Source organism: Leifsonia sp. McL0618, from assembly GCF_049994905.1.
Taxonomy (GTDB): Bacteria; Actinomycetota; Actinomycetes; order Actinomycetales; family Microbacteriaceae; genus Diaminobutyricibacter.
Genome location: NZ_CP188258.1, coordinates 2,814,451 through 2,826,902, shown reverse-complemented (window position 1 = coordinate 2,826,902; position 12,452 = coordinate 2,814,451). Strand labels below are relative to the sequence as shown.

At 64.8% G+C, this 12,452-nt stretch carries 10 protein-coding genes; 6 read left to right on the top strand and 4 right to left on the bottom strand.

What is annotated here, in order from left to right; translation table 11 throughout:
- Positions 1-38: 38 nt before the first annotated feature.
- The 3 genes from ACPPVQ_RS13620 to ACPPVQ_RS13610 are packed head-to-tail and all read right to left on the bottom strand — an operon-like array spanning position 39 to position 3,179.
- Positions 39-851 (bottom strand): carbohydrate ABC transporter permease, encoded by an 813-nt coding sequence (locus tag ACPPVQ_RS13620; RefSeq protein ID WP_426515642.1) that lies wholly within the window; start codon positions 849-851, stop codon positions 39-41.
- Entirely contained in the window at positions 848-1,822 is a 975-nt protein-coding gene (locus ACPPVQ_RS13615; RefSeq protein ID WP_426515641.1) for a carbohydrate ABC transporter permease, read from the bottom strand. The genes ACPPVQ_RS13620 and ACPPVQ_RS13615 overlap by 4 nt, the downstream gene beginning before the upstream one ends.
- A 4-nt stretch (positions 1,823-1,826) precedes the next feature.
- On the bottom strand, positions 1,827-3,179 hold the full coding sequence (locus ACPPVQ_RS13610) for an ABC transporter substrate-binding protein (protein WP_426515640.1): 1,353 nt from the start codon (positions 3,177-3,179) through the stop codon (positions 1,827-1,829).
- 345 nt (positions 3,180-3,524) lie between these two features.
- Here ACPPVQ_RS13610 and ACPPVQ_RS13605 point away from each other — a divergent pair, with 345 nt between their 5' ends.
- On the top strand, positions 3,525-4,472 hold the full coding sequence (locus ACPPVQ_RS13605; RefSeq protein ID WP_426515639.1) for an N-acetylglucosamine kinase: 948 nt from the start codon (positions 3,525-3,527) through the stop codon (positions 4,470-4,472).
- A 3-nt stretch (positions 4,473-4,475) separates the two neighbouring features.
- Positions 4,476-5,828: a hypothetical protein gene (locus ACPPVQ_RS13600; protein WP_426515638.1), complete on the top strand. Its 1,353-nt coding sequence runs from the start codon at positions 4,476-4,478 to the stop codon at positions 5,826-5,828.
- Between the two features lie 75 nt (positions 5,829-5,903).
- On the opposite strand, the gene ACPPVQ_RS13595 is transcribed toward ACPPVQ_RS13600, so the two are convergent.
- Positions 5,904-6,623, bottom strand: a complete 720-nt coding sequence (locus ACPPVQ_RS13595; protein WP_426515637.1) for a GntR family transcriptional regulator — start codon at positions 6,621-6,623, stop codon at positions 5,904-5,906.
- A 323-nt stretch (positions 6,624-6,946) separates the two neighbouring features.
- On the opposite strand from ACPPVQ_RS13595, the gene ACPPVQ_RS13590 reads away from it, so the two are divergent.
- The 4 genes from ACPPVQ_RS13590 (at position 6,947) to ACPPVQ_RS13575 (ending at position 12,449) form a co-directional block, all read left to right on the top strand.
- Positions 6,947-9,523 (top strand): cell wall-binding repeat-containing protein, encoded by a 2,577-nt coding sequence (locus ACPPVQ_RS13590; protein WP_426515636.1) that lies wholly within the window; start codon positions 6,947-6,949, stop codon positions 9,521-9,523.
- 310 nt (positions 9,524-9,833) lie between these two features.
- Positions 9,834-10,427: an NADPH-dependent F420 reductase gene (locus tag ACPPVQ_RS13585; protein WP_426515635.1), complete on the top strand. Its 594-nt coding sequence runs from the start codon at positions 9,834-9,836 to the stop codon at positions 10,425-10,427.
- A gap of 160 nt (positions 10,428-10,587) precedes the next feature.
- Positions 10,588-11,427 carry an alpha/beta fold hydrolase gene (locus ACPPVQ_RS13580; RefSeq protein WP_426515634.1) on the top strand — a complete coding sequence of 280 codons (840 nt, stop codon included), beginning with the start codon at positions 10,588-10,590 and terminating at the stop codon, positions 11,425-11,427.
- 122 nt (positions 11,428-11,549) lie between these two features.
- The gene (locus ACPPVQ_RS13575) at positions 11,550-12,449 is read left to right on the top strand and encodes a LysR family transcriptional regulator (RefSeq protein ID WP_426515633.1); all 900 of its coding nucleotides are present in this window, start codon (positions 11,550-11,552) and stop codon (positions 12,447-12,449) included.
- Positions 12,450-12,452: the final 3 nt, after the last annotated feature.

Genomic DNA, 12,452 nt, shown 5'->3' with positions numbered 1-12,452 from the left:
CTTGTCTGGGGAACGGCGGGCGGGCTGAGCGAGTCAGCTCACTCCTTGATCGCGCCGTTGAGTACGCCGCTGATGAAGTGGCGCTGGAAGAACACGTAGAGGATGAGCACGGGGATCGCGACGATCAGTGAGCCGGCAGCCAGCAGGTTCACGTCGAGGGTGTTCTTGCCCTGGAAGACACCGAGTGCCAGGGTTGCCGGCTGGATAGACGGGTCGGCGATGAAGACCAGCGAGAGGAAGAAGTCGTTCCACGTCCACATGAACGACAGCAGCGCGAGTGTCAGCACCGCGGGCCGCGAGATCGGCATCAGGATCTGCCAGAGGACCCGCCACGACCGGGCGCCGTCCATCTGGGCCGCCTCTATGAGCGACGGCGGAACCGCGCGGAAGGTCGCGCGCATCCAGAACGCACCGAACGGCACGCCCATGCCGATCTGGCTGATGATGAGGCCGAGCCATGTGTTCGTGAGACCCATCGATTGGAACGTGTAGTAGAGCGGGATGATGAAGACTTCGGCAGAGATCATCAGTCCGAACAGCACCAGCGGGAAGATCACCTTCTGGCCGACGACCCCGAGCACACCGAACGCGAACCCCGAGAGGACGGCGAGGACGGTCTGGCCGACGACGGCACCGAGGGTGATGACGGCGGACGCCAACATCGCCGATCCGAATCCGCCTTCGTTCCACGCGGTGATGAAGTTGCCGAACTGCGGGCGGAAAAGATCGATCTGGCCGCTGCGATCCGGGCTGAGGGCCGTGAACAGGAACCAGACGACCGGAAACAACACGAACAGCGAGACCAGGATGAGGACGCTGTGGTTCAGCAGACGCTCTGCACGGGAGATCATGCGTTCTTCTCCTCGGAAAGTCGGGTGATGATCAAGGCGACGAGAAGGCAGACGATGGCGATGATGATGCCGATCGCTGCGGCCATTCCGACGTCGGGGTTCAGGAACGCCTTGCGGTAGAGCAGCAGGGCAGGGGTCGTGGTGGAGGTGCCGGGCCCGCCCTGCGTGGTCACCCAGACAAGGTCGAACGCTCTCAGTGCCCCGGTGATGGTGAGCGTCAGCGCGACGGCGACCTGACCCTTGAGGCTGGGGAGGGTGATCGAGATGAACTCCCGGATCGGTCCGGCCCCGTCGATCCTCGCCTGTTCGAACAGCTCGTTCGGAATGGCGGCGACGCCGGCGACGAAGAGCACCATGCAGAGGCCCAGCGCCGTCCAGGTTCCGATCACGCCGAGCGACGGAAGCGCCCAGGTGAAGTCACCCAGCCAGTTCTTCGCCAGGTCTCCGAGACCCACGGCGCGCAGGGCGGAGTTGAGGGGGCCGTCCGGCCCGTAGATGCGCTTCCAGATCACGGCGACGACGACGCTCGTCAGCACCTGCGGCAGAAAGAGCAGCCAGCGGTACACACCACTGCCCGCCGTTCTTCCGCGGCCGAGCAGCGCTGCGGAGATGAGTCCGAGCGCGATCGGGATGAGAGAGAAGAACACCACGAGGACGAGCACGTGACCGAGCGACTCGAGAAGAGCCGGGTCCGTGAAGAACGACACGTAGTTGCTGAGGCCCATCCAGCGGGCGGCGCTGACGCCGTCCCAGCTGTACAACGAGTAGTTCAGGCTCTGGAGGATGGGGACGATCACGACGAACCCGTAGAACACGAGCGCCGGAGCCGCGAACGCCAGGCCGAGCCAGCGGCGCCGCCGCACGAGCGGCGACAGCTTGTGCCTCCGCTTGGACGGGCCGCCGGCTTTACGGTCTGCCGCTGGTGCAGCGGCAGGAGTCTCCTGCCGCTGCACCAGATCGGACAACGTCATGGTCTCAGCCCTTCGCCAGCTGCGCCTGGAAGGCGTCGTAGTCCTTCTGACCGGCATCCGAGAGCTGCTGCGGCGTGACCTGACCTGCATAGAGCTGCTGCAGCTGGCCACCGATGGTGTCGAGCATGGTCGGCGTGGACCAGTCGAAGTAGGGCACGTAGCCGTTGCCCTTGTCGAGTGACTGCTGGCCCTTGATCTCGCTCGCCAACTCCGGGTTGCCGGTCGGGATGGTCAGGCCGGTGTGCAGGAGCGGCAGGAAGCCGTGATTCACAGCCTCCTGGGCCGCAGTCTTGCTAGCCATGAAGTCCAGGAATGCGGCAGCCGCATCCGGGTTCTTCGACTTGGATGAGATCGCCAGGTTGGCGGCGGATGCACCGGTGCCGACGACCTTGCCGCCATCGACCTGGGGCAGCTGCACGTAGCCGAAGGTCTGCTTCTGCGCTTCGCTGAAGACCAGCGAACCGGTGTACTCGAAGCGGAAGGCCGCCTTGCCGGAGACGAATTCATTCTGCGCGTCCGCGTACTGGACGCCCGCGAAGTTCGGCGTCAACCAGCCGCTGTTCGCCCACTTCTTCACATCGGTCGCAGCCTGGACCATGCCGGTGTCCTTGATCGGGACGTTTCCGCTCGAGTAGACGAAGTTGCCGATCTTGTCAGCCGATGCGTACAGGTTCTGCGTCGCGAACAGCATCGCCGTCGCCGACCCCTTGTCGAGCGAGCCATACGAGATCGGAACTTTGCCCGCCGCCTTGACCGCCGCCGCGTCGCTCTCGAACTCGGCCAGGGTGGTCGGCACGGGCAGCCCGAGCTGATCGAGGATCGCCTTGTTGTAGTAGAGCCCGATCAGCGACGAACGCGCCGCCGGGGTGGCGAAGAGTGAGCCCGTGCCCATCGCCTTGCCGTCAGGGGTGAACTCACTCTGACGCGCGATGGTGTTGGGGATCTCCTTGTCCCAGCCGTAGAGCTTCGAGTACGCGTCGAGGTTCAGGATCCGGCCGCCCTTGGCAAGGGTTCCCATCGACTGCCAGCCGTTGTTGACCAGCGCGATGTCCGGTCCGTTCGGGTCGGCGAGACGCAGGTTGACCGTGTTCATCACCTGGCCCCAGTCCTGGGTGGTGCGCTTGATCGTGATGTTCGGGTGCTGCTTCTCGAAGTCCTTGACGACGGCGTCCATCCATTTGCCTTCGTCGTTCTGCCAGAAGTCGAGGATCTTGAGCGTGACGTCCTTACCGGACACGTCTTTCGAGACCGCGTGGGTAGAGCCGGCCGCCGTGGGCCCGCCTGGCGCGCAGGCTGCGAGGCCCAGGGCCAATCCGGTCGCCACAGCAATCGCTCCAGCGAGGTGAAGCTTCTTCATGCGAGTCTCCTTTAACTCATCGCCTATCGTTCACGCCGATATGCGGCGCGGGGCAACGCTATTCTTAACCAGCTCAGTTAGTCCACTTGGGGACGAAATAACAACCATTCCCGCGACTGGTACGGTATTGCCACCGGCCCTAATCGCGGCCGACTGGCATTTTCGAGCAACTAAGCCTCCGTCATGCCACCTGATAGCCCCCTGAATGCGGAGTTCGGAACCGGACCAGTCTGAGATCTGGTTGTTAATCGCCCCTGAACTGGCATAACTGGGCTGCATGTGATTAGCGTGGGTGGGCCGCCGACGGTGGCGAGCCTTGCACGGACCGATTTTGAGGAAGAACTGATGAGCCAAGTGGTTGGCGTCGACATCGGCGGGACGAAGACACACGTCGTCGTAGCCCCGGCTGGCGGATCTGCGGAGTCCGTCTCCGGCCTCCAGGAGATCGTCGTCCCCTCTTCGTCGTGGCGATCGGGCCTCGGGGACTTCCAGGCCGACGCTGTCGGTTTGCGTGGGCTGCTGGTCGAGCGATTCGGCCCGGACATCCTGACCGCGCCGCTTGCAGTCGGCGCGCATGGTTGCGAGAACACCGACCAGTGCCGAGAGCTCGAGCACGCCCTGAAGGCCCGGGTCGCAGGCCCCGTCGTCGTCCTGAACGACTCAGAACTCATCCCGCCCGCCATGGGCCACGCGCGAGCGATCGGCGTCGTCGTCGGTACCGGATCGATCGCCACCGCTCGCGATTCCAACGGCGACCTCGTCACCGCGGGAGGCTGGGGCTGGCTCCTCGGCGATGAGGGCAGTGCACCCGGACTCGTGCGCGACGCCAGCAAGGCTGTGCTCCGCGATCTCGACCGGGGGAGAGCTGCCGATCAGCTCGGCCGACGCCTGATGGCGTCGTTCGCAGCGCGGAACGGCGACGAACTGGCGCTGGCCGTCAGCAGCGCCGCGTCAGCCGAAGAATGGGGCCGCCACGCTCCCGAAGTCTTCGCAGCCGCCGACGAGGGTTCCGCGCTCGCGGCCGAGGTCATCCGCGATGCCGGTGACCACCTCGGGAGGATCGTCCATCAGCTCATCGAACGAGGGATTTCCGCCGAAGCAGTCGTCGCCGGCGGCTCTGTGATCGAACGCCAGCCCCGACTTCAGGATGCGTTCCGCGCGGCACTCGCCGACGACCGGAGCGGACTCTCCGTGAAGATCCTCGACAGACCACCTGTGCTGGGAGCCGTCGCTGTGGCTCGCAGGATCGCGCAGGTACAGAACGACAACCACATCCAGAGCGGAGAAAACTAGCACATGAAAGTAACACTGATTGGCGCAGGCAGCCGCGAGTTCGCAGGCACCATCATTCGCGACCTCCTGTTGAGCAAGCCGATCGCCCAGAAGGGTCTCGACCTCGTGCTCATGGATGTCTCCGCCGCCCCTCTCGTCGAGATGGAGAGCTACGCGCGCCACGTCATGGGGCAGCTCGACCACGCGGCCACGGTCTCGACGACCACCGACCTCGATGAGGCAGTGACCGGTGCGGACTTCGTCGTCACCGCGATCGAGATGAACCGGTACCACTACTGGTCCCAGGACTTCACTGTGCCGCGCAAGTACGGCTTCCGTCAGGTCTACGGCGAGAACGGCGGCCCCGGCGGCCTCTTCCACGCTCTGCGCCAGTTCGGCCCCCTTCTCGAGATCGCTCGCGCGATCGAGCGGCTCGCACCGGACGCGCTGTTCCTCAACTTCTCGAACCCGGAGCACAAGGTGTGCGAGGCAATCACGCGGTTGACCAACGTGAAGGTCGTCGGACTGTGCCACGGCTACTTCCAGGGCGCCCGCCAGATCGCCGCCCTCCTCGACACTCCGCTCGACGAGCTCGACCTCGCGGCAGGCGGAATCAACCACTTCACCTGGTTCCAGCGCATCAGGGACCGCAAGACGGGCGAAGACCTCTACCCGCGCCTGCGCGAGCTCGAGCACGACGCCAACTGGGTCTCGGACTGGCACGAGGTCGGTCTCTCGCGCATCCTCTTCCGTCGCTTCGGCCTGTGGCCCTCGCCGAGTGCCAACCATATCGGCGAGTACATCTCGTGGGCCGACGACTACGTCCCCGCGCAGCTCCAGTACTTCCACGACCCTGCCGACGGTTCGCCCTGGCGCGACGGTGCCGCGACGCCTGAGTGGTACTACGAGATCCGGTTCGCAGACACGGAGCGCCCCTACCAGCCGGCGAAGCACGCGCAGAAGACGCTCGGGGCCACCCTCGAAGATCGTCCCATCGTCTCGTCGGAGGAACTCGCGATCCCGATCATCGAGTGGGTGGCGTGCGGCGTCGAGCGCGACCTCCCGGCCGTGAACCTGCCGAACCGCGGCGCCATCCCGGGCCTGCCCGACGACATGGTCGTCGAGGTGCCGGCGAAAGTCGAGAACGGCGAGCTGGTTCCTGTCGCGATGGAGGAGTTCCCGGAGGGCATCCTTGCCATGGTGCGGCTGCAGGGCAGCATCCACAAGCTGCTGGTCCAGGCATACGCCGAACAGTCGAAGGCGAAGCTGCTGCAGGCGATCCTGCTCGACCCGGTGGTCGACTCGCATAACCGCGCTGTCGCCATGCTCGATGAATTCCTCGAGCTGCAGAAGGACATCCTCCCTCCGCTGCTCTGAGCCGAGGAGACGAAAGAGGCCTCCGACCCGCTCGCTGGGTCGGAGGCCTCTTTCTGTCACGATGCCGCGCGGCGCCTACTCCGCGCGGTACAGGTCGGCGTGAAAACGGTACGCGTCACCCCGGTAAGTGTTCAGTCCCAGCAGCACGGCCGCGCCTGCCCGGTCGTACGCGATCTCGGTGCCGACGAGCACCGGACTGCCCTGGGGAATATGCAGCAATCCCGCCATTTCAGCTGTGGCTGCGTCAGCCTGCACACTGTAGGCGCTTCGATAGATGCTCACCGAGCAGAACGTCTGCAGGCTCTCGTACAACGAGACATCGTTGAGATCGCGATCGAGCAAGGGCTGACTCAGAGAAAGTGGGATGAGGTTGCGATCGACACAGATCGGCGTCGCGTTCATGCCACGCAGCCGCACGAGTTCGAGGATCTCGGCGCCGGGGGCGATGCCCAGGCTGCCGGCCTCATCGAATGTCGCCGACCTGACCGTCGCCTCCAGTACCTGGGCTGTGGGGTGGTGGCCCCGCTGGCGGGCCATCTCGGTGAAACTCTGCAACGTGCTCGGAGGCTCTCCGACGGTCGGGCTCGGCACGAACCACCCGCGCTGCGGCGAGCGTGCGACGCGACCCTGGCGCTCCAGGTCTTCGAGCGCCATGCGGATGGTGCTGCGACTCACGTGCATGCTCTCGGCAAGCAGGCGCTCACCAGGCAGGCGCGTGCCCGGCTGGTAGATCCCGTGGTTGATGGCGGTGCCGAGCTCCCGCGAGACCCGAGTGGTGATGGTGGGCGTCTTCATGCCACTCACCATACCAATTCGAGAACAGATCAGCCATCAGCGACAGTATGGTTCAACTGGGCGGAGTTGCCGAGTAGCTGCCTGAGGCGATACTGCGTCAGGGTCTGCCGATGGGAGCAGCCCCGTCAAGCGCAGAGGGTTGTGTCCCGACCACTGGTCGGGACACAACCCTTCCCCCAACCCGATGTGGTTGTAGCGGATCCGCCAAAGCACGAGACGTTGCCGTCTGAATCTGTTGCCGTCCCTTGTGAAACTGGCACGCCCGTCGCCGTGTAGATTCTGCATGGAGCTTCAGGATGCTCTCGGAGTGTCTGGAGTTCAAGGTGGAACGTTACACCTCACGTTCGCGTCGATTGCGCGCACTGATAGTTGCCGGTGCACTGGCTGTCACTACGATGCTCACGGCCATCCAGCCTGCGCCGGCGTCGGCAGACACGGCTCCCACCACGACGATCTCGGGGCATGTCTCACTGGGCACGTCCGGGGTTGCCGCTGGAGCCGGCGAGGTCACTGTCGAATACAGCACGCAGTGGGTCGACATGCCGTGGTCGATCCAGGCGACGACCGATGCGTCCGGCAATTACACGATCACCGGCGTTCCCGCCGGCAGCCAGGGGCCGCTCTTCTTCCAGTACAACGGCTCCGGGGCATTCAGCAGCGAGTTGTGGCAGAACAAGATCTCTACCACCGCGGCTGACTTCGTCAGCGCTTCGTCCTCGGGCGTCGACATGACGCTTCCGGCCAACGCTGCCATCACCGGTGTCGTCACCCTGGGGACGGGCGGCGCTCCGGCAGGCGCCGGCCAGGTCACCGTCTCTTACAGCCGAGCTGCATGGGTCGGCTACACGCTCGGTCCGGAGTCGAATCCCGTTCCGACCGCGGCAGATGGAAGCTACTCCCTTCCCGGCCTGGCCGCCGGCTCATATCGCCTCGACTTCCATTTCATCGGCCAGGGGTACGAGGATCGTTCGGTCGGTGTCGACTTCATGGCGGGCGCCGACGTGACGAACAATGTTGCGCTGTTTCCGCAGCAGACCCTGAGCGGGCACGTCTACCTCGGGTCGACAGCGAAGTCTGCGGGAGCAGGGGACATCGACATCTCGTACACATACAGCGCGACCGGTGCGACATGGGGCGCTCCCGTGGAGTCGGGGGTGACGACCGACGCGGCCGGCGACTTCGCGATACCGTTCATGCACCTCGGCGAATACCAGCTGACATTCACCGACACGGCGGATCCGACGTACCTGCCGACGACGGGCAACGCCAGCCTCTACAACGGTCAGACTCCCCATCCTGTCTCGGTCACGATGACGGAATCGGTCACGATCAGCGGAAACGTGTCGTTCAATGACGAGTCGAACGCCAATCCGCGACCTGCGCACGCGGGCGAAGTGCTCGTGACGCTCGTCCGGAGCAATCCGTACGGCGGCCTCCTTTATTCGGGTCCGGACCCGACCGCGCCCCCGGCCGTGGCGACCGATGCATCCGGAAACTTCAGCATCCCCTTCGTCGTGACGCAAGGCAACTGGTACACCCTCCTCTTTCACTACACCGGGTCGGACCCTGCCTATCACGACGCCTACTGGGGTGGCAGCAGGATGCCCGCTGGGGCACAGCCGATAGCGAAAGCCGGGGCTGTTGTGCCGTTCCTCGACTTCGCCTTCGCCTATCCGAATCAGATCGGTGGGCACGTTGCGGACGATCACGGCCAACCGGTCGTGGGCGCGAAAGCGACAGTGACGGAGAGGAATGCGACCGGGAACGTGGTCCAGCAGATCTCGGGAACGTCGGACTCGTCCGGCAACTATGTGATCTCTGATATTCCGGCCGCGGCGTATGACGTCGATATCGCTGCTCCGCCCACGTCGACCGTGAACGGCTCGTCGCTTCCGCTCTCTGCTTTCCACACGACTTCACGGGTGACGGTGGGTGGAACCGGACTCGTGCGGGTGGATGCCACGCTCACCCCACCCGTGACCGCTCGGGTGTCGGGGTCGGATCGCTATTCCACCGGCGTGGCCGTCGCCGAGCAGGCCTTCCCGAGCGGCGCACCGATCGTGTTCATCGCTTCGGGAGCATCCTTCGCCGACGCGTTGTCGGCCGGCCCAGCGGCCGCGCACCTCGGGGGGCCGATCCTTCTCACCGACCCGAATCAGCTGCCGCAAGTCGTCGCCGCTGAGATCGGTCACCTCAAGCCGAAGCGGATCATCGTGGTGGGTGGAACGGGCGCTGTTTCTGGTCCGGTCTTCCTCGCCCTTCGTCATCTGGCGCCGGTGGAGCGCTGGGCCGGATGGGACCGTTATGAAACCAGCCGGATCATCGACACGAAAGCTTTCTCAGCCGGAGCGAGCACAGCTTTCGTCGCCACCGGAGCCACGTACCCGGATGCGCTGTCGGCCGGTGCGGTCGCCGCGGCGCAGGGCGTCCCGATCCTCCTCGTCGACGGACAGTCGCAATACGGTTCCGGATACGCTGATGCAGCGCTCGAGGCGCTGGGAGTGACCTCGATCGTCGTGGCCGGAGGCACAGGAGCAGTTTCGCTCAAGGTCTTCGCTGATCTTTCGAACGTCACCCCGGACCTCGTGCGGGTGAGCGGAGGAGATCGGTATGCGACCGCCCGAGCGCTTGACGAAGCCTTCTTCAACACGGACGGATCCAACCCGGCCGAACCTTACGCGTCGACGGTGTTCCTCACCACGGGGCTCAATTATCCGGATGCATTGTCCGCCGGCCCGTGGGCCGGTTCGACGGGCTCGGCACTGTTCGAGGTCCCTACCGGTTGCGTACCCCCCGCAACGCTGGACGACATCCTCGGCCTGGGTGCGACGAACGTGCAACTGGTCGGCGGCACAGGCGTGCTGAACGAAGGCGTGGCCGACCTGGTGCCTTGTTACTGATGCGAGCACCCCATCCCGCTGGGGCGTGCCGATGGGCGCAGCCCCGTCAAGGGGAGAAGGGTGGGGTCCGACCACTGGTCGGATCCCACCTTTTCAAAGGGTCCTACTGACGCCGAGACAAGAGCAGCGAGACGGCAGCTGCCGTGCCCATTCCATACACAAGGTGGGCAGATGGCGCGAGGCACCAGGACAGGTCGGTATGCGTTTGTCGCATGAGCGAATCCAACATTGGCATTGGAGTCTGCCCGACGGTGGGAATTGACTCGGAACATGGTGGTCGGTTGTCGACCGAACGATGATGGGGGGCTGGATGAGGATCGGGGTTATCGGTGCCGGGCAGCTCGCCCAGGCTTTTGCGACCAGGGCTATCGCGTCGGGCCACGAGGTCGTCCTGAGCAACAGTCGTGGCCCAGACAACCTGAGCGACGTGCTGCACACCCTCGGCCCTGCAGCCTCCGCGGGAACCCGTTACCAGGCTGCGGTCGAGGATACCGTGGTGCTCGCGGTCCCGGGCGAACGGACCGCGGCGGCCCTTTCCGGACTTCCCGACTGGGAGGGGCGCACACTGGTCGATGCGACCAACCACCTTTCGGCGCCGGCGCTTCTGCCGGGGGTGATGTCCACGAGCGAACTCGTCTCCGAGCTCGCCCAGGGCGCCAAAGTGGTCAAAGCCCTGAACACTCTCATCGCACCGGTCCTCGCTCTCGATCCCGAACAGGCGCCCCGAATGCGTCGTGTGCTTTTCGTGTGCGGCGACGATCTGCCGTCAAAGGACGCCTTTCGTGCCTTCCTCGAACAGTTGCGGTTCGCGACGATCGACCTCGGAGGGCTTGCAGAAGGGTCCCGACTCCAACAGTTCCCCGGTGGGACCCTTGCAGGCGCAGACCTCGTGCGGGTCTGCTGAGACGGCCAGACACCGGCAGAGTATCGCTCCAACGGCCCACTTTTTCCAATCAGCTTTTGGACGGCCGGCCATACGTATTCGGCATGAGCTTTTCGGACTCCCACCGCAAATACTCGAAGACATGAACACACCCATTTCACGCAAACGTCTTACGAAATCTATGCTCGCTGTTACGGCAGCGGCAGCGGCCGCGGTCGCTGTCGCCGCCCTCACTATCCATCCGCAGAGCTCGGAAGCCGTTACGCCGAGCAGCGGCAACACGACAGCATCCAAGCCGACGATCGTGTTGGTCCACGGCGCGTGGGCAGACAGCTCGAGCTTCGCGCCCGAGACCGCCGCGCTTCAACTCGCCGGGTACAAAGTCCTTCTGGCGCCAAACCCACTGCGCGGCATCGTGAACGACACCAAGGTCCTCAAGGACTTTCTCGCACAGAAGACCTCTGGGCCCGTGGTCCTGGTCGCGCACTCGTACGGCGGAGTGGTTATCACTGGAGCGGCCACCGGCAACACCAATGTCAAGGCTCTCGTCTATGTCGACGCCTACGCGCCCGACGCAGGGGAGAGCGCAGCCGGACTGTCGGGCGCGCTGCCCGGATCTCTGCTCAACGTGCCGGACCCGAGCACCGTCTTCGACTTCGTTCTCCCGGCACCGGATGCGACCCAGCCCGACTGGGACGCCTACATCAAGACCGACAAATTCAAGTCGATATTCGCCGCAAGCCTTCCGAACGTTGAGACTGACGTTCTCGCAGCCGGTCAGAGCCCGGTGACTCTCGGCGCTCTGGGGACCCCGTTCTCTGGCGAGCCGGCGTGGAAGACCATTCCTAGCTGGTTCTTCATCGGCACCGCCGACCAGGTCATCCCCGCAGCCGAGCAGCGGATCATGGCCGCACGGGCGCACGGCGTGGTAGTAGAAGGGGATGCCCCGCACCTGTCGATGCTCGCCAAGCCCTTGCAGGTCACAAAGCTGATCATCGACGCGGCCCAATCGGTGCACTAACCGTTCGCGAGGTGCAGACCCGTCCGACATGTGACGGGTCTGCACCTTTTGCCCCGACCGAGCGACATCGTGTCTATGCTCGGACTACCCCCAACACTGAATTCCGATCGAAGGACTTTCTGATGGATTTGCGTGGGCTGGAAGCAGTCATCGCAGTTTATGAGCACGGATCGTTTTCGAGCGCAGCGGAGAAGCTCTTCATCTCCCAACCAGCCCTCACCAGACGGGTCGCCCTTCTCGAACGCGAGCTGAATGCGCGGCTGTTCGTTCGCGGGCCCCGTGGTGCTTCCCTGACGGACGCCGGGAAGGCACTGATCGAGCCGGCACGGCGTGCACTTCGAGCGACGGAATCCATCCGCTGGGCCATCGGACAGGTGCACGACGGCGACCGAGGATCATTGAGCATCGTCGGCACGCCGAACCTCACCGGCGGCACGCTCGGGAGCCTGCTCGGCGAGTTCCACCAGCGTCTCCCCGAAATCGAGATTCAGGTGGTGTCGGCCGAGACCAGCGCCGCTGCTACAGCGATGGTCGAAGCTGGAACCCACGATCTCGCAATCGTCGACCAGCCAGTCACTTCCCCCGCGCTGAGTGTCACCGCGGTCGGGCAAGAAGAATTCCTCGCCCTGATGCCCGCAGGCTCGACCGGTGCCGACCAGGACACCGAGCTGCGTACGGTGACCCAGGCGATGCTCCTGGGACTCACGATGCTCCACCTGCCGGAGGCACGGTTCCCGAGGCAGCCCGGCACCCAGCTCTTCACGATGCTCGCCGCCGAACCGTCAGCCCGTATCGAAGTGCCGGACTGCGGCCTGATGATACAGATGACACTCTCGGGCCGAGCCGTCGCAGTTCTGCCGCGCACGGTCGCGATGGCCGGGCGCCATGAGAGTATCGATCTTGCGTTGCCGCCGACACCGATTCATCGATCCATCTCCATCGCGCGCCATCGGGGCAACCGGTCCGCGGCCGCGCGCCACTTCCTTGAGCTCGCCACAGCACGCGGGGAGCTGTCAGCGTAGTTT

Bases quoted from the DNA above. Each gene is read 5' to 3' on its own strand.
- ACPPVQ_RS13620 (WP_426515642.1), bottom strand. From the start codon at position 851: ATGATCTCCCGTGCAGAGCGTCTGCTGAACCACAGCGTCCTCATCCTG.
- ACPPVQ_RS13615 (WP_426515641.1), bottom strand. From the start codon at position 1,822: ATGACGTTGTCCGATCTGGTGCAGCGGCAGGAGACTCCTGCCGCTGCA.
- ACPPVQ_RS13610 (WP_426515640.1), bottom strand. From the start codon at position 3,179: ATGAAGAAGCTTCACCTCGCTGGAGCGATTGCTGTGGCGACCGGATTG.
- ACPPVQ_RS13605 (WP_426515639.1), top strand. From the start codon at position 3,525: ATGAGCCAAGTGGTTGGCGTCGACATCGGCGGGACGAAGACACACGTC.
- ACPPVQ_RS13600 (WP_426515638.1), top strand. From the start codon at position 4,476: ATGAAAGTAACACTGATTGGCGCAGGCAGCCGCGAGTTCGCAGGCACC.
- ACPPVQ_RS13595 (WP_426515637.1), bottom strand. From the start codon at position 6,623: ATGAAGACGCCCACCATCACCACTCGGGTCTCGCGGGAGCTCGGCACC.
- ACPPVQ_RS13585 (WP_426515635.1), top strand. From the start codon at position 9,834: ATGAGGATCGGGGTTATCGGTGCCGGGCAGCTCGCCCAGGCTTTTGCG.
- ACPPVQ_RS13580 (WP_426515634.1), top strand. From the start codon at position 10,588: ATGCTCGCTGTTACGGCAGCGGCAGCGGCCGCGGTCGCTGTCGCCGCC.
- ACPPVQ_RS13575 (WP_426515633.1), top strand. From the start codon at position 11,550: ATGGATTTGCGTGGGCTGGAAGCAGTCATCGCAGTTTATGAGCACGGA.